The organism is Candidatus Dorea massiliensis AP6 (assembly GCF_964245105.1).
Lineage (GTDB): Bacteria > Bacillota > Clostridia > Lachnospirales > Lachnospiraceae > Laedolimicola > Laedolimicola intestinihominis.
The window spans coordinates 1-17,287 of sequence record NZ_CAXTKW010000019.1; the positions used below are offsets into that span (position 1 = coordinate 1).

Annotated in this window: 15 protein-coding genes and 1 pseudogene; 5 read left to right on the forward strand and 11 right to left on the reverse strand. The window is 51.8% G+C overall.

Translation table 11 applies throughout. The annotated features are described in order from the left end of the window. Positions 1 to 98 precede the first annotated feature (98 nt). The 4 genes and pseudogenes from ACESZP_RS16105 to cls all read right to left on the reverse strand — a co-directional run bounded on the left by ACESZP_RS16105 (position 99) and on the right by cls (position 6,161). Positions 99 to 906 (reverse strand): annotated as a pseudogene (locus ACESZP_RS16105) (MFS transporter). A gap of 47 nt (positions 907 to 953) precedes the next feature. Then, positions 954 to 3,293 carry a ferrous iron transport protein B gene (feoB, locus tag ACESZP_RS16110; protein ID WP_499709720.1) on the reverse strand — a complete coding sequence of 780 codons (2,340 nt, stop codon included), beginning with the start codon at positions 3,291 to 3,293 and terminating at the stop codon, positions 954 to 956. Between the two features lie 178 nt (positions 3,294 to 3,471). Beyond that, entirely contained in the window at positions 3,472 to 4,539 is a 1,068-nt protein-coding gene (gene tig / locus ACESZP_RS16115; protein WP_499709722.1) for a trigger factor, read from the reverse strand. A gap of 140 nt (positions 4,540 to 4,679) precedes the next feature. Next, positions 4,680 to 6,161, reverse strand: coding sequence for a cardiolipin synthase (gene cls / locus ACESZP_RS16120; RefSeq protein WP_499709724.1), 1,482 nt, complete (start codon positions 6,159 to 6,161; stop codon positions 4,680 to 4,682). A 137-nt stretch (positions 6,162 to 6,298) separates the two neighbouring features. Here cls and ACESZP_RS16125 point away from each other — a divergent pair, with 137 nt between their 5' ends. Beyond that, positions 6,299 to 6,742 carry a hypothetical protein gene (locus ACESZP_RS16125; protein ID WP_178038249.1) on the forward strand — a complete coding sequence of 148 codons (444 nt, stop codon included), beginning with the start codon at positions 6,299 to 6,301 and terminating at the stop codon, positions 6,740 to 6,742. Between the two features lie 47 nt (positions 6,743 to 6,789). On the opposite strand, the gene ACESZP_RS16130 is transcribed toward ACESZP_RS16125, so the two are convergent. From ACESZP_RS16130 to ACESZP_RS16160, 7 genes are all read right to left on the reverse strand, one after another. Next, complete coding sequence (locus tag ACESZP_RS16130) at positions 6,790 to 7,245, reverse strand: DUF1934 family protein (RefSeq protein WP_178038250.1); 456 nt, start codon at positions 7,243 to 7,245, stop codon at positions 6,790 to 6,792. Between the two features lie 19 nt (positions 7,246 to 7,264). Beyond that, entirely contained in the window at positions 7,265 to 8,089 is an 825-nt protein-coding gene (murI, locus tag ACESZP_RS16135) for a glutamate racemase (RefSeq protein ID WP_349163866.1), read from the reverse strand. Further along, positions 8,082 to 8,390 (reverse strand): hypothetical protein, encoded by a 309-nt coding sequence (locus tag ACESZP_RS16140; RefSeq protein WP_178038252.1) that lies wholly within the window; start codon positions 8,388 to 8,390, stop codon positions 8,082 to 8,084. The genes murI and ACESZP_RS16140 overlap by 8 nt, the downstream gene beginning before the upstream one ends. A 61-nt stretch (positions 8,391 to 8,451) precedes the next feature. After that, complete coding sequence (locus ACESZP_RS16145; RefSeq protein WP_178038253.1) at positions 8,452 to 9,147, reverse strand: FCD domain-containing protein; 696 nt, start codon at positions 9,145 to 9,147, stop codon at positions 8,452 to 8,454. Continuing rightward, complete coding sequence (gene ispE / locus ACESZP_RS16150) at positions 9,147 to 10,040, reverse strand: 4-(cytidine 5'-diphospho)-2-C-methyl-D-erythritol kinase (protein ID WP_349163869.1); 894 nt, start codon at positions 10,038 to 10,040, stop codon at positions 9,147 to 9,149. The genes ACESZP_RS16145 and ispE overlap by 1 nt, the downstream gene beginning before the upstream one ends. A 240-nt stretch (positions 10,041 to 10,280) precedes the next feature. Next, positions 10,281 to 11,840 carry a DUF3794 and LysM peptidoglycan-binding domain-containing protein gene (locus ACESZP_RS16155; RefSeq protein ID WP_499709725.1) on the reverse strand — a complete coding sequence of 520 codons (1,560 nt, stop codon included), beginning with the start codon at positions 11,838 to 11,840 and terminating at the stop codon, positions 10,281 to 10,283. A 46-nt stretch (positions 11,841 to 11,886) separates the two neighbouring features. After that, on the reverse strand, positions 11,887 to 12,300 hold the full coding sequence (locus ACESZP_RS16160; protein WP_349163871.1) for a protease complex subunit PrcB family protein: 414 nt from the start codon (positions 12,298 to 12,300) through the stop codon (positions 11,887 to 11,889). Positions 12,301 to 12,487: 187 nt separating this feature from the next. Between ACESZP_RS16160 and malQ the strand changes: the two genes are divergently transcribed. From malQ to ACESZP_RS16180, 4 genes are read left to right on the forward strand one after another with little or no spacing between them, the layout of a single operon-like run. Then, a complete protein-coding gene (malQ, locus tag ACESZP_RS16165) occupies positions 12,488 to 14,011 on the forward strand; it encodes a 4-alpha-glucanotransferase (RefSeq protein WP_499709726.1) in 1,524 nt (507 codons plus the stop codon). 9 nt (positions 14,012 to 14,020) lie between these two features. After that, the gene (locus tag ACESZP_RS16170) at positions 14,021 to 14,752 is read left to right on the forward strand and encodes a lysophospholipid acyltransferase family protein (RefSeq protein ID WP_499709728.1); all 732 of its coding nucleotides are present in this window, start codon (positions 14,021 to 14,023) and stop codon (positions 14,750 to 14,752) included. A gap of 13 nt (positions 14,753 to 14,765) precedes the next feature. Next, a complete protein-coding gene (locus ACESZP_RS16175) occupies positions 14,766 to 15,815 on the forward strand; it encodes a D-alanine--D-alanine ligase (protein WP_178038258.1) in 1,050 nt (349 codons plus the stop codon). Positions 15,816 to 15,818: 3 nt separating this feature from the next. After that, positions 15,819 to 17,198, forward strand: coding sequence for a UDP-N-acetylmuramoyl-tripeptide--D-alanyl-D-alanine ligase (locus ACESZP_RS16180; RefSeq protein WP_499709763.1), 1,380 nt, complete (start codon positions 15,819 to 15,821; stop codon positions 17,196 to 17,198). The last annotated feature ends 89 nt before the right edge of the window (positions 17,199 to 17,287 follow it).

Sequence of the window (17,287 nt, forward strand, 5' to 3'; positions counted from 1 at the left end):
AAAATACAGGAAAGCATCCATGTGTTGCTGTGCCTAATTCATAAATCAATGTGTCCAGGATTCTGGGTACATATCAGTTTCGTGCGGCAGCCTCTTTCTTATTTCTTATTCAACAATTCATACATTATTCCCATAATTACAAGAAAAAGCAGCAAGTATAGAGGAAGTATCCGGATCGATATGTGATTTGCAAGCAGACCAAAGAAGGGTGGCATCAGACATATGCCGACATAGGCGCTTGCCATCTGGACTCCTATCATGGCCTGCGAACGTTCTGCTCCAAAACATTCCGGCAAAGGAAGCAGCTGTTTTGGCGTCAATTCCTTTTGCAAGATTCAAGTAGCTGCTTGCCCAAAGCATCGTTGTCTGTTCGACAGCGCAATAGCAGAAGAAACAAAGCATGATTGCCTTTGCCCCCGGAATGGAAATAATTTCCCTGAAGGTAAGCGGTTTCCCACCCTTTGTTTCCTCTCCCGCAGGATTCTCTTCCTTCCACTTGGGGAGACTGATGATCAAAACTGCCGTAAGTACAATCTGCAAAAGCGATATAACCCGATATCCCTTATTCCACGCGGCTCCGCCGGTAAGTACCGCTCCCAGTCCATAGGGACTCGCCCATAAACACAGCTGGAGAAAGCTGTGGCTGACGGAAAAGCCCCACAGCGCCAGTGCGGTAATCCCCACACTCGCCGCCGTCACCTTACCCGTTCCAAAGCGTCTGGTGAGGCGATCACTTTGCAGGCTGGACAAAATCGTTCCAAACGCAATGATCATGGAAATCATACCTGCGTAGGACACCGGAACCTGAAACTCCGGATACATATTCGGCCATGCCGAACCTAACAGGGCGTCCGGCAGTCCCAGGCTGATAAAAGAAAGATAAATAATACCCAACAAAAAACTCATATTTTATTTTTCTCTCCCAGGGGAATGATAGTACATTGTATACAACATTACAGCAGCATCCCCACCGTGTGTACCGCAAACGCCGCTATCCATGCAATTACGCACTGGAGAATCACAACTGCCACGGCCCATTTTCCGCCAAGCTCCCGCTTAATGGAAGCAATGGCTGCCACACAGGGCGTATAAAGCAGGCAGAAGGTCAAAAGGCTTACTGCTGCCAGCGGAGTCAGGACATTCAGTAACGCTCCGGTTCCGCCAAACAGGATGGACAGGGTAGATACCACGCTCTCCTTGGCCAGGAAGCCCGTAATCAGTGCTGTGGAGATCCGCCAGTCGCCGAAGCCCATGGGCTTGAAGATCGGCGCAATCACACCGGCTACATGGGCCAGGATACTGTTTTGGGAATCCGTTACCTGGGTCAGATGCAGATCGAAGGTCTGTAGAAACCAGATTACCAGCGTCGCCATGAAGATAACGGTAAATGCGCGCTGCAGGAAATCCTTTGCCTTATCCCATAAAAGATGTCCCACGTTCTTTGCGCCCGGAAGCCGGTAGTTGGGCAGCTCCATAACAAAGGGGACCGCCTCGCCGCTGAACATGGTGTGACGCAGCAGCAGCGCCATCAGGATTCCCATCACGATTCCGCCAAAATACAGGGCAATCATCACCAGAGCCGCTTTTCCCGGGAAAAAGGCCGCCGCAAAGAAGCCATAGATTGGAAGCTTCGCCGAGCAGCTCATAAAGGGCGTCAACAGAATGGTCATTTTCCGGTCACGCTCAGAGGGCAGGGTACGGCTGGCCATGACGCCCGGCACCGTACAGCCGAAGCCCACCAGCATAGGCACGATGCTTCGTCCGGACAGACCGATTTTACGCAGCAGCTTGTCCATAACGAAGGCTACGCGGGCCATATAACCGCTGTCCTCCAGCAGGGACAGGAAGAAAAACAGGGTGACAATGATCGGCAGAAAGCTCAACACACTTCCCACGCCGTTAAAGATACCATCGCTCACAAGAGAATGGATGACGTCGCTGGCACCGCCTACCGTCAGCCAGTGATCTACAGCGGTTCCAAGCGCAGTAATGCCCTGATCCAGCAGATCCGACAAAAATGCGCCGATGACACCGAAGGTCAGATAAAAGACCAGGCCCATAATTCCCACAAAGCAGGGAATGGCTGTATATTTGCCCGTCAGAATCCGGTCAATTTTGACGCTGCGCAGATGCTCCTTACTCTCGTGAGGCTTTACCACCGTCTCATCGCAGACACTCTCGATAAAATCAAAACGCATGTGGGCAATGGCCGCCGCCCGATCCAGACCACGTTCGGTCTCCATCTGGGTTACGATATGCTCCAGCATCTCTTTTTCATTCTGATCCAGATGCAGCGCTTCCAGAATCAGCTTGTCGCCCTCTGCCAGCTTGGACGCCGCGAACCGCACCGGAATCTGCGCTTCCCTGGCGTGATCCTCGATCAGATGCATAATGGCGTGCAGGCAGCGGTGTACCGCGCCGCCGTCCTCATTGGCGTCGCAATAGTCGATTTCCTGGGGGCGCTCCTGATATTTTGCCACATGGAGGGCATGAGACACCAGCTCGTCAATACCCTCATTTTTCGCGGCTGAAATGGGAACCACCGGGATACCCAGCATCTCCTCCATGCGGTTGATGAGAATGGAGCCTCCGTTTTCCCGGACCTCATCCATCATATTTAAAGCCAGAACCATGGGAATATCCAGCTCCATGAGCTGCATGGTCAGATACAGATTCCGCTCAATATTCGTGGCGTCCACGATATTGATGATTCCCTTCGGATGCTCATTCAGCACGAAATTTCGGGTTACAATCTCCTCACTGGAATAGGGGGACATGGAATAGATACCCGGTAAATCCGTCACCAGGGTATTTTCTTTTCCGCGGATAGCGCCATCCTTTCGGTCTACGGTAACGCCGGGGAAGTTACCCACATGTTGATTGGAACCGGTCAGCTGGTTGAACAGGGTGGTCTTTCCGCAGTTCTGATTGCCTGCCAGCGCAAAGGTCAGCAGCGTTCCCTCCGGAAGGGGATTTTCTGTCTCTTTAAAATGATACTTTCCACCTTCGCCGAGACCCGGATGATCGATAGCTTCCCGTTTTACTTTGGGCTTCTGTTCTTTCGCGTCCCGGATATTTTCAATCTCGATTTTCTCCGCGTCCGCCAGACGCAGGGTCAGCTCATAGCTGTGAATCCGAAGCTCCATGGGATCTCCCATGGGGGCCAGCTTCACCATGGTCACCTCGCCCTGGGGAATCAATCCCATATCCAGAAAATGCTGCCGCAGCTCTCCCTCTCCGCCTACTGAAACGACGGTGGCGGTCTTCCCGATCGGTAATTCTCTTAATGTCATACTCTGCCTCTTTTACTTTTGTCTTATTGAGAAATATTATCATTTATCTTCTCCTGTAAAGGTATGACAGATGGGCGCATTTGTCAAGTTATTTATGACAAACTTCTGCATTTCCTGACACAAAAATAAGACGCCCCCGATATTCGGAAGCGCCTTACATTCTCTGACATTTTCTGCTTTATTTTACGACTGCCTGGTCTACCACATAATCCATGATCTTATCATACAGAATACTGTTTTCGACGTCCTCTTTGCCGTACTGCTCCTCAAAGGCCTCGCCGGACTCTGCGCCGTACTGGCTTGCCAGTTCCTCCAGGCCGCTCTGGTACTCCTCGTCGGATACGGTCATGTTCTCAGCCTTACCGATGGCGTCGATGGCCAGGGTGCAGCCGATCTGGAACCTTGCGTTCTCCTCCAGCTTCTCATCGGTCATGCCGCTGTTGCTCAGAAAATCATCCAGGCTCATACCAAAATAGGATGCGTACTGCTCATACTGCTGCTTCTGGGTATCCACCAGCGCCTGTACATCTGAATCCGCATATTCAAACTCGGAATCATTTACAATGGCTTCCATCACGTAGTAAGCCTTATCGGAATCCTTCTGCTGCTGCAGGCTCTCCTTCGTGGCTGCCACATACTCGTCCACAGTCTCATAATCAGTGTTCTTCTGCACGAAGGCATCGTTCCACTCCGCATCCACCTGCTCCTCGATGGCATTGATCGTCACATCAAATACCACGTCCTGACCGGCCAGATCCGGGTTCGGCGTGTAAGTATCCGGGAAGGTCAGCGGAAGCTCGAAGCTGTCACCCACATTTTTACCAATCAGACCGTCCTCAAAGCCGTCGATGAAGGAGCCGGAACCAATCAGAAGATCATATCCGCCCTCACTGGAGGAACCGCCTTCGAAAGCCTCGCCGTCCTTCTTACCCACGAAATCGATATTGACCCAGTCGCCGTCCTCTACCGTTGTCTTGTCCAGCTTCTGATATTCCGGATAGGAAGCCAGCAGGTTATCGATCTCAGACTGCACCTCATCGTCGCTTACCTCCACGTTCTCCTTCGCAATCTCCACGCCCTTATAATTGCCAAGCTTTGTAATCTTACTGTCCGGATACTGTCCCGCAATGCCGGAAGCCGTACTATCTGTACTGCTATTGTCTGCTTCTGCGTTCTTGCTTTTTCCACAGCCGCCGGTCAGTACCAGGGTACACACCAGTGCAGCCGTAATCCATTTCTTTCTCATTGTATATTCTCCTCTTATTCTTTGTCCGAATCCGAAGTCAAACTCCCCTCTGTCTATCTGAACACGGATACCGTTTTTCCTACCATATCATATTTTCTGCCCACGGGCAAGAAAAGGTTTCTTAAGCCTTTCTTAAATCCTTATAAAACCGGCGAAAACAGTCTGGAAAACTGTTCCTTGATCCGCACCAGACAAGAACGCTTTCCGTAGAGATATTCTGTCACCTGCGTGCAGACCTTCAGATCTTCCCGAAAAATCTCCTCCATCCGGCGGGCTATTCTGATACTGTAAATGACTGCGTTGACTTCGAAATTCAGCTTGAAGCTTCGGATATCCATATTAGCGGTGCCGTAACAGCTGACCAGGCCGTCCACCACCATGCCCTTGGCGTGCAGAAAGCCGTTATCATACGTATAGCATTTGACCCCGGCTGCCAGCAGATCACCGATATAGGAGTAGGTCGCCCAGTACACAAAGGGATGATCAGGCTTACAGGGAATCATCACCCGCACATCCACGCCCGACATGGCCGCGATCCGCAGGGCGTCCAGCACTGCGTTATCCGGAATGAAATATGGAGTCTGAATGTAGATACTCTTTCGGGCCTTGCTGATCATTTTCAGGTAGACGTTGCGGATATTCTGCCACTTGGAGTCTGGTCCGCTGGAAATAATCTGGATGGCTTCGCTGCCCGGCTTTTCCTCTGGCCGGTAAGTGAAATAGCTGTCACGGGCAAACAGATTCTGCTTTGTCGCGTAATTCCAGTCCAGAATGAACCGGATATGCAAAGCCAGCACCGCGCTTCCACGGATGCGCAGATGGGTGTCGCGCCAGTATCCGAATTTCGGCGACAGTCCGATATATTCCCGTCCGATATTGAAGCCCCCAACAAAGGCCGTTTTCCCATCAATTACTACGATTTTCCGATGATTTCGATAGTTTACACGAAGCTGCAGGCTTCCGAGAATAGCCGGAAAAAACTCGCCCACATGAATACCCAGAGATCGAATCCGCTTCCAGTCCGAGTGCTTCATACTCCGACAGCCCATGCTGTCATAGAGGATGCGGACTTCTACGCCTTCTTTTACTTTTCGCGCCAACAGTTCCTCAAAAGGCTTCCAGAGCTCGTCATTTCGGATAATATAGTACTGAATATGAATAAATTTCTCTGCCTTTTCAATCTCTTCATAGAGCGCCCGGAACTTCTCTTTGCCGTCGGTGTATATCTCCACATCGTTGTCCGCTGTGTAGACCGCGTCCGCCGCCTCCAGATTCATCAGTACTGTGTCCGAGAACTTCCGAAGACGCGGATCGCTGGGCGCGAACTCGTCCCGAAAGATGCTTTCCTCCTGCCCCCTTACCGCCGAACACATGGCGTCCTCGATTTCCTTTGTCCGGAACATCTGTCTCTTATGAAAATCATAACCGATAATAAAATACAGGAAGATGCCCAGAATCGGGATAAAATACAGCACCAGCAGCCAGGTCCACACGGTCTTCGGATCTCGGCGCTCGAAAAATACAATGACAATCGACAGTATAATATTAATAAAAATCAGATGCTCCATCCAGAAATTTGCCATCCGGATGAGAAAATGTCCCAGCCAAATCAGAATTTCCATACACTCATCTCCTGTTACGACTTTCCTGTCTTCAGGCTGTATTGAACTGTTACCTGCATTCTACCATTTTTCCTTGCACTTTACCATAAAAACTGCTATAATATCACTCATGTGAATGACCCAGGAGGAATAAGTTTATGTCAAAGCTTACCATCGCATTAATCGTGATTCTGCTGGTGCTGGTTGTGGCGCTGGTGGTTCTCTATTTTGTAGGAAGAAAAGCGCAGCGCCGTCAGATCGCCCAGAAGGAGCAGATGGACGCAGTAGCACAGACCGTCAGCATGCTGATCATCGACAAGAAAAAGCTGAGGCTGTCCCAGTCAGGCCTGCCGGAGCAGGTCATTGAGCAGACCCCGAAGCTTCTTCGCCGGAACAAGATGCCCATCGTCAAAGCCAAGGTTGGTCCCAGGATCATGACCCTTGCCTGCGACGCGCAGGTATTTGAACTGCTTCCGGTTAAAAAGGAAGTCAAGGTCGTAGTCAGCGGTATCTACATCACCGAGATTAAGAGCGCCCGCGGCGGACTGGAAGTGCCGGAGAAGAAGAAAAAAGGCTTCTTCAAGCGTCTGTTTAACAAGTAAATAATGCGAAAAGCAAAGCAGGAGTTCCGATTCAGAACTCCTGTTTTTTATGCTTCCGGCGTCTGGAGACTTAAGTTTCCCGCCTCCCGGGGCCGGATATTCATTTTAATATTGCATTCAGCCAGATGCTCCTCATTGACCTCCAGCACATAATCCACCGCCACGTCAATGGCATCCTCCGTCTCTTCCACCTTTACATCTCTGGCCAGAATGCTAAGATCCAGAATTCCATAAGGCGTCTGATAACGGGTTAAAGTCTTCTTTCCCTTTTCAAATATCATCCGGGTATTCGTCAGTCCCCGCTTCATAACCTCCAGGGAATTGTCCCCAATTTTAATGGTGTTGCTGATATGACCGCTTAAGCCTTCCACAACCTCATCGTAGACCACGTAATGCTTGCCGTTCCGGTTATAATAATCCCCGGCTGTAACGACCTCCACATTACCGTCCTCTTCCTCTATCATATGAAGACCTGCAATACTCAGCAGAATCTCTTTTTTCACCTCTGATACACCTCTGTTTCTAATATTCCTCGATCGGAACCTGCTTCGCCGTTGTAATATCAATGGGCAGAATGGAATCCGCGAAGGTCCGGAACTTTTCCGCCTGATCACTGACAAAGAATTCATAGGGATTCTCCTCGATCTTACTGCCGCCGCAATTCTCTATATTCTCCCGTCTAAGAAGCTGCTTCAGCTCCATCGCCGTCTCATAGGCCGGGTTCACCAGCACCACATCCGGTCCCATAATGTCTGCCACCATGGAACGCAGAAGCGGATAATGGGTGCAGCCTAAAATCAGCGTATCAACCTTTCGTTCCTTCATTTCCTGCAGATAGCGCTCCGCCACTATACGGGTCACCGGATCCTTGCGCCAGCCCTCTTCCACCAGGGGTACAAACAGGGGACAGGCCTTTTCAAACACCTGTGCCTCAGGACGCAGGCTCTGTATGTATTTCTGATAAATATGACTTCCCACGGTAGCCGCCGTACCGATGACGCCGATATTACCGCCGATGCTCTCTCTGGCTGCCACGCGGGCTCCCGGACGCACCACGCCGATCACCGGGATATCCATCTCCTGCTGCAGTGCCTCCAGCGCGTAGGCGCTGGCTGTATTGCAGGCCACCACGATGACCTTCACGCCTCTGGTCTTTAGAAAGCGGGCAATCTGACAGGAATAGCGGATAATCGTCTTACCGCTTTTACTTCCATAGGGAACCCGCGCCGTATCTCCGAAGTACACGATCCGCTCCTCCGGAATCTGACGCATAATCTCCCGCGCCACCGTCAGGCCGCCGATTCCGGAATCGAAGACGCCGATGGGGGCCTCTCTTAAATCATTCATCTGTTTCTCCTATATAAGCCTCCGGCTCTTTCTGGTTCAAAAATGTGAGATATCGAAACCGGATCCGCACTTCTTTTTCCGCCGCCCCCGGCATACAGTAATCCGGGTACAGGCCGCCCCACCAGGCTGTCTGCTCTACGCGGACAGGCTTCGATTTCTGTACATATCCAGCGTACAGGCAGGTTCCCGCCGCTCCCAGAAGCAGCGATAAGATAAGCAATGCAAGCTCCCCATGCCTTCTGACATAAGTTTCGATATCTTTTTTCCATTTATTTTCAAGTATTTGTTTTATTATATTCATGGCTCCTCCTGAAAATCATTTTCCAGAGGATACCCTGTTTTTTGCTTTTTATGCGAAGCTTTTATGCCTTCTCCGCTTTCTTTTTCTCATTTTCCCGGATGGCGGCCAGAATTGCTTCTTTCTGGTTATCGATATGCTGTCCTACCATGGTACACACGGCTTCCTTATCACCATTCCTGATGTTCTCAAAGATGGCCTGATGCTCGCCGTCCAGCTTCTCATGGCTGTGCGTATCCTTTAAGTACTCCAGACGGTAACGGTACATCTGCTCCCGCAGATTGTTTAGAATACTGATCAGGCGTTGATTGTCCGTAGCCGCGTAAATGATATCGTGGAACTTCACGTCCGCCGCCGCCAGGCTGGTGTAATCGTCGGAATCCTTCAGCTTGCGGAACTCCTCACCGGCCTCGGCAAGCTCATCAAGAAGCTCCGGCGTAATCCGGTCGCAGGCGATCTCCGCCGCCATTACTTCCAGTGTGCGCCGCACCTCCAGCACATCCTTCAAATCCTTTTCCGTAATGCTGGCCACGATGGCTCCCCGTCTCGGAATCATCACAACCAGACCTTCCAGCTCCAGTTTCCTTATGGCCTCACGGATCGGCGTACGGCTTACGCCCAGACGGTCTGCCAGATGAATCTCCATCAGACGTTCGCCCGGTTCCAGCTCGCCTCTTAAAATCGCCTGCCGCAGGGTCTGAAATACCACGTCCCGCAGCGGAAGATATTCATTCATAGTTGCGTTAATTTCCTGACTCATCAGCCATTCCTCCTGTTGTTATTATACGGTGTGGTCAGAAACAGCTGCTTCGCCAGGCGGCTTTTGCGAATGGCCGCCATCGCTCTGCGGGCCTGCATCCGATCTTCATAAATACCGAATACGGTGGGACCGCTGCCGCTCATCAGGGCTACAGCCGCTCCGTTCTCTTCCATAGTCTCTTTCAGCTTTCCGATGACCGGGTAGGCACTCGCGGTCACTGTTTCCAGTACATTGCCGTCCCGTAAGGCCTCTGCCATACCCCGGAGATCCTGCTTTTTCAGGGCGTCCAGAATGCCGTCGATATCCGGATGCTGCTCCGGTCTTAAATCATTGGCATGCAGGTTCTCATAGACATATTTGGTCGATACGCTGATACCTGGCTTGGCCACCAGAATGTTGCAGGGCGGCATGGGCGGTAAGGAAGTCAGCCTCTCTCCGATACCCTCAGCCAGGGCGGTTCCGCGCATGATACAATAGGGCACGTCGGCACCGATCTTCACACCGCGCTCCATGAGTTGCTCCTGGGACAGGCCCAGACCGTACATGCGGTTCAGGCCGTAGAGAACAGCCGCCGCGTCGGAGCTTCCGCCTGCCATACCTGCTGCTACCGGGATATATTTCTTCAAATCAATGGAAAGTCCGCCCGGAATGTCAAACTCCTCAAATAGCAGATTCGCAGCCTTATATACCAGATTATTTTCATTGGCGGGCAGATAGTAGAGATTCGTTCTGACCCGGATTCCTTCTTTGTCCTGCTTCACCAGCGCAAGACGATCAAAAATACGCACTGTCTGCATAATCATCCGTACGTCGTGATATCCGTCTTCCCTTTTCCGGAGCACGTCCAGGCCCAGATTGATCTTTGCCAGTGCTTTTAACTGCATCTTATCCATAGTATTGTACTTCCTGTGTTTTTTGTATACACAGTATAGCAAAAATGGGGGTAAAATGCAAGAAATCTTTACCCCCATCTCTTTCCATTTTCCTGTCTCTTATTGTATTTCGTAACTGTTCAGTACCTGACCAGTTACGAATGCAAAATCCATGAAAATCGTCTTCGCCGATGGGATTTTGCACTCCCAAATCATGTTCATACGCCCTCAGCAGCTAGTGCTTCGGGCTGTTCTGAATAGTTACCGCACTTCTTTTATCAGAATCAGCTTCTTTCCGGGCCGGATCTCCTCCGGCGCGCAGCCGTTGATTTCACAGATGCGCTCTCCCGTGCTGCGACAGCTTTTCGCGATCTCCCATAGCGTATCGCCGGGCTGTACCGCATAAAGCACAAAAGCAGGCAGCGCTTTCAGAGCCGTCAGATCCAGCGGCTCCTCTGTCACGGACACCACATGCTCCGCCCGCTCCTTTGCCAGCACCAGGATCTGCAGCAGTACCACACCCTTCACATCCATCTCCGTCCCGCTGACCATATCCACCGCAAGCTGGTCGAGGATAGCATCCAGATACCAGACGCTGTCCTTTGTCATGCCCGGCACCTCGATAAGCTGCTCAAATGGAATTGCTTCTTTCCGACATAGAATCGGATGGCTGTCATCCGAGGTGATGTAAAGCACTTCCACCTGTACGGCGCCTTCTACCCGAAGTCCCTGCTCCACAGCCGTACAGTCATCCAGCTTCACCTCTCCGCTGCTGTGACAAATCTGCAGAATCTGCATATCCGTCTGCTCCGTGGTCATCCGGCCCGATATCCGGCACCTGGAAGCACTGTTAATCAGAAGGCGCTCGTAGTCCGTCTCCGCCTTTTCCGGAATCAGCTCTTTTTTCAGGCTGTATACATCAGCCACCAGATCGACGCCTTCCTCCTCATACATGCGGATATCCAGGTTCAATACCGCGTCCACATGAAGCACCCGCAGCTCACCGTCGTAATCCGGCTTCACCTCCAGCTCCGCCCCTGCCAGCACAGCTCCCAGACTGGCCGCAATGCCCTCCCTGCTGCCATGAACATCAATATGGCTGTTAAAGGGAACGCTCTGCTCCAGCCATCCGGTTTTCTGCTCCGTTTCCTCGCTCTCATAGAGTACGAATACCCCCAGCTCACCCTTGATCAGGATTTCATCCTCACCGGGTCGAAGCTCCATGCCGCGTAAGGCCACGTCCTGCCAGATGAGTTCCCGGATATTGGGCTTATTGGCCGGAAGAATGATTTCATCCTTAATGCGGCAGGTATCTTTCTTCTGCACCGTCAGAGCCGCGGCCGTCCGGTGCTCGGTCCGGATTTCCGCCTGTTCCCCGCCCTCCAGGGCTGTGGTCAGGGCTTCCTCCGCCAGCTCCTCCACAGTCAGCTCCAGGGTTCCCACAGCCTTAATTCCCATTTTCCGGGAATTGATGAGAACTGCAAAGAGATCCTCCAGGATGCCGTTCAGCTTCAGGCTGTCGCCGTCTTTCGCCCCCTCTACATTCATATTTTCCTCAAATGGAATCTGTCCTTTGACGCTATGTAGACCGCCCTCATCTGAATCGTCAAGATAAAGGACATAAAAACGCAGATTTCCGCGTATCAGCGCCCGGCCATTTTCTACCCGGACTTCCCCGATCTCCAGATCGCCTTTCTCCTGTACAATCATACTCACATCCGGCATGGTCTCCGGAATATTATAATCATCGTCCAGCGTCATCTGACTGACCGCTTTTCCCTTCTGTCTGGTCATACGGATGGTTCTGCGGACAAGCTCCATAAATTTCTGCCTCCTTATTTTCCTTTTATCTAATCTATGCCCGGTTTTACTGAAATACCACCGGTTTATCCAGATAAGCGATTCGCACCGTAAGATACGGAAAGCTTTTCTCCTTCCCGGCTCCTTCCTCCGGTCCCGGACCGATGAGACTGGTGTCGAAATAGATGGCATTTTCCGTCAGGTACAGGTCATTTACTGCGATGCTGTAGCCGCCGGTCTCCTGCTGTCCGTATCCCACGCACAGATACAGCCCGTCGTTTTCCTCATAAGTCAGTTTGAAGCTTTCGGTTTTCTTTTCCTCCAGAATATCGTAAAGTTCATCCGGCAGCTCCCGTCCCGATACGATGGTGTAATCCAGATCGGAAAGCTTTTTTGTGGCATTGGTCTGCATTTTACAGCCGATAAAGTTTAAGGAAAGCAACAGCATAAAAATTGCCGCTATCATCCGTTTTCCTGTCATTTTCTTTTTACCGCCTCCCTGTCTTTATCTATATCTATGGCGCCCGGGCACGTCCCATTCCCTTTTCTGTCCCGCCTGTGCCTTCCCGGCGACTGATATTTTAGGGAAATCCCCCGTAATCCTTGTTTTTTCATGGCTTTTTTATTATAATAGCGGAAGGTGAAGCTTCACCCCAAGGAGGAGAATTATGCGTTTAAAAATGACTACCGCCGAGGATCCGACCAATTACCGGTACAGCGGCGTTCTGGCACACCCAACTTCCTTCCCGTCCCCCTACGGAATCGGTGATTTTGGAAAGGGCGCCTATGATTTCATAGATTTTCTGGCCGAGAGCGGGCAACATCTGTGGCAGATTCTGCCCATGGTACCCATCACCTCATTCGGCAACTCACCCTATCAGGGCTATTCCGTGTTTGCGGGCGAACCGCTTCTCATCAGCCCTGAGCTGCTTCTGAAGGCCGGACTACTGGATCAGGGCGACCTGCAGAATATTCCGAATTTCGACCCGGGTCGGGTGGATTATGACCGGGTACGCGAATACAAGTATCCCCTTTATAAGAAGGCCTTTGAGTGCTTCGAAAAGTCTGAGGATTCGGATCTTCAGAAAAACTACGATGAATTCTGCCAGAAAAATGAGGACTGGCTCGCCGATTACTGCCTCTACATGGCCCTGAAGGAGGAGCAGGACAATCTCCCCTGGACCAAATGGCCCGAGGCCCTGCGGAATCTGGATAAGCAGAACCGGGCATTCTGGGAGGAGAAACTGAAAATGGGCATCCATTATCAGGCTTTCCTGCAGTTTATGTTCGATACCCAGTGGTATGCGCTGAAAAAATATGCCAACGACAAAGGCATTGCCATCGTAGGCGATATTCCCATCTTCGTATCCCCCGACGGCGCCGACGTATGGGCCAACCGGAAGCTGTTCCAGGTGGATACCAAGGGTTATCCGTCCGCAGTGGCAGGCGTTCCGCCCGACTATTTCAGCGCTACCGGCCAGAAGTGGGGCAATCCGCTCTACGACTGGAAGGAACATAAAAAAGAGGGCTACCGTTGGTGGATCGACCGGGTAAAGCATCAGCTTGACCAGGTGGATTATGTGCGCATCGACCATTTCCGGGGCTTCGAGGCCCATTGGGAGGTTCCGGTGGACGCTGAGACAGCCATGACCGGCGAGTGGAAAAAGGGACCGGGCGTGGATCTGTTTCTGGCCATCCAGAAAGAGCTGGGCGACGACCTTCCCATTTTCGCAGAGGATCTGGGCCTGATTACGCCCGAAGTGGTAGCGCTTCGCGACCAGTTCAACTTCCCCGGAATGCGGATTCTGCAGTTCGCCTTTGAGGGCGGCGAGAGTACTTTCCTGCCCCACCAGTTCGATACCCGCAACTGCATCTGCTACACCGGAACCCATGATAATGACACCACCGTGGGCTGGTATCAGCACACATCCGAATATGCCCGTGACAAGGTACGCCGCTATATGAACACCGACGCTTCCAGCGTCAGCTGGGATTTCATCCGGATCTGCCTGGGCACCGTTGCCCGCTACGCCATTTTCCCGGTACAGGATCTTCTAAAGGTGGGCAGCGACTGTCGCATGAACACGCCGGGAACTGCAGAACACAACTGGGAATGGCGTTTCCGCGAAGGCGAACTGAACCCCGGCATGGCCGGCGGACTGCGCCAGATGACGGAATTGTTCGGACGATAGGAGGCTGCCATGATACGTTTAATACTTGTAGCAATTGTGCTTTTTGGCTTTCTGATTCTTGGAATTCCGCTTCTGCTCATTGAGTGGGTAATTGGAAAATTTAGCCAAAAATGGAAGGACTACAGTTCTCTTCGCCTGGTGCAGGGCGCGTTTAAGCTAATCATGTTCATGACCGGCGTAAAGCTCACAGTCATCGGCGAAGAAAATGTGCCAAAGGACAAAGCGGTGCTCTATGTGGGCAACCACCGCAGCTATTTCGACGTGGTGATGACCTACGCCCGCTGTCCGAGGCTTACCGGCTATGTGGCCAAAATCGAAATGCTGCGCTATCCGCTCTTACGGGACTGGATGAAGAATCTCTACTGCCTGTTCCTGGATCGGGATGACATTAAGGCCGGACTGAAAACGATTCTCAAGGGAATAGAATATATTAAAAATGGAATCTCCATCTGCATTTTCCCGGAGGGAACAAGAAATCACCACGATGAGCTGCTTCCCTTTAAGGAAGGCAGCATGAAGATGGCTGAGAAGACCGGCTGTCCGATTATTCCCATGGCCATTACCAATTCCGCGGAGATTTTCGAGGATCACATCCCGTTTATCCACCGTTGTCATGTGATTCTGGAGTACGGCGAGCCGATTCTGGTCTCCGAGCTCTCCAAAGAAGAGAAAAAATTCCTGGGTGCTTATACCCAGCAGAAGATTCAGACAATGTTGGATAAGAATAAGGCATTGTTATAATTAGGAGGATATTATGAAAATCGTAGTTTTAGCCGGAGGAACCAGCACCGAGCGTGATGTATCCCTGATTTCCGGAAGCAATATTTACCGCGCACTGAAAAAGAAAGGCCATGATGCCATTCTGGTTGATCTGTATCTGGGCTATGAAGGTGACCTGGCTATCAATGAAGATATTTTTAAGGCAAATGTGGAATGGGATAAGGATGTAACCGCCATCTCTGCAGAACAGCCGGATCTGTCTCATCTGAAGGAGCTCCGCAAGGACGGCGGCAAGAGCCTGTTCGGTCCCAATGTGCTGGCGCTCTGCGATATGGCTGACATTGTATTTCTGGGACTTCACGGAGCCAACGGCGAAGATGGCCGCGTACAAGCCACCTTCGATCTGATGGGCATTCCCTATACCGGAACCGATTATCTGAGCAGCGCTATCGCCATGGATAAGAGCCTGTCCAAGCAGATGTTCCGTGCGGCAGGAATCCCGACCCCGAAGGGAATCACCGCTAAGAACGGTCAGAAGATTGACCCGTCCACTGTCCCCTATCCCTGCATGGTAAAGACCACCTGCGGTGGATCCAGCGTGGGAACCTACCGGGTGGAGAAGCCCGAGGAGCTGCAGAAGGCTCTTGACGATGCTTATTCCTTCGGCGACGACGTCATCATTGAACAGTTCGTCTCCGGCCGCGAGTTCTCTGTGGGTGTAGTAGACGGCAAGGCTTACCCGATTATCGAGATTGCGCCGATTCACGGCTTCTATGATTATAAAAACAAATACCAGGCCGGAAGTACCATCGAGACCTGCCCGGCAGATCTGCCCAAAGAGCTGACTCAGAAAATGCAGCACTACGCAGAGATGGTATTTGAAGCACTTGGCATGCGCTCCTATGCCCGCATGGACTTCATGCTGGATACAGAAACCCTGGAAATGTACTGCCTGGAAGCCAACACGCTGCCGGGTATGACGCCCACCAGCCTGCTGCCCCAGGAGGCTGCTGCTTTGGGCATGTCCTTCGAGGATCTGTGCGAAAAGCTGATTCAGGTTTCCCTGAAAAATCAAGAGGTATAAATGATGAAGCATATGTCTTTAGCAGAAATTGCAACAGCCTGCGGCGGTACCTATGTGGGCGATGACAGCTTAAAAACTGTCGAGGTAAACGGCGTGGTCATTGACAGCCGCAAAGTAGAGCCCGGCTATCTCTTCGTGGCCGTAAAAGGCGAGCGGGTTGACGGCCATACCTTCATTCCGTCCGTCTTCGCCAAGGGCGCAGCCTGCGTCCTCTGTGAGGACGCGCCGGAGCAGCCTGCCGGACCCTATATCCAGGTTTCTTCCACACTGGAAGCCATCAAGGCCATCGCAGCCTGCTACCGCAGCACTCTGACCATTCCGGTGGTGGGGATCTCCGGCAGCGTAGGCAAGACCAGCACAAAAGAAATGATTGCCTCGATTCTCGGACAGCATTTTCACGTACTGAAGACCGAAGGCAATTTCAATAACGAAATCGGCCTGCCGCTGACCATCTTCCGCATCCGAGAAGAACACGAAGCGGCAGTCCTGGAAATGGGAATCAGCGACTTTGGAGAAATGACCACGCTTGCCAGCATGGCAAAGCCGACTGTCTGCGTTCTCACCAATATCGGTCTCTGCCACCTGGAAAACCTGAAAACCCGGGACGGAATCCTGAAGGCTAAAACCGAAATGTTCGACCAGGCCATGCCAGGCGCGCAGATCATTGTAAATGGCGACGACGATAAACTCATCACACTAAAAAGCCGAACCCCGCAGCCGACCTTCTTCGGCCTGGATCCTTCTCTGGATCTCTACGCCGAAAACGTGGAAAACTTAGGGCTGGCCGGTAGCCGCTGCGACTTCGTGACCAAAGCAGGCCGCTTCACCGCCACCATTCCGATACCCGGCCACCACATGGTCTACAACGCCCTGGCCGGCACAGCCGTAGGCCTGGCACTGGGTCTGACCCTGGACGAGATCCGGGCCGGAATCGAGACTCTGAAGCCCGTCAGCGGTCGAAACCATCTGATCCATACGGACAAATGGGATATCCTCGACGACTGTTATAACGCCAACCCAGTCTCCATGGCCGCGTCCCTGGACGTGCTGACCAATGCACTGGGTCGTAAAGTAGCAATCCTCGGCGATATGGGCGAGCTGGGTGAAAACGAAAAGCTACTCCATTACAACGTAGGCTGCCACGCCGCCGACAACCAGATCGACGCCATCTTCGCCGTAGGCGAGCTGTCCAAAGAGCTAGTAAAAGGCGTACATGCAAAAGATCCGGACGGTAATCTTATCTGTAAACACTTTGATACAAAAGAGGCTCTCTTCGAGGCGCTGCCGCTGCTGCTGATGCAGGGTGACTCCATTCTGGTAAAAGCTTCCCATTTCATGGAGTTCCCGGAGATCGTAAAGTGGCTCGAAGATCACGGCAACTAAGACAGCCGGAGACCAAGCGAAAATTTTCCCCACACTAATGGTAATGAAACATACTATCGACAAAACAGGGCAGGGACTTTGTAGTTCTC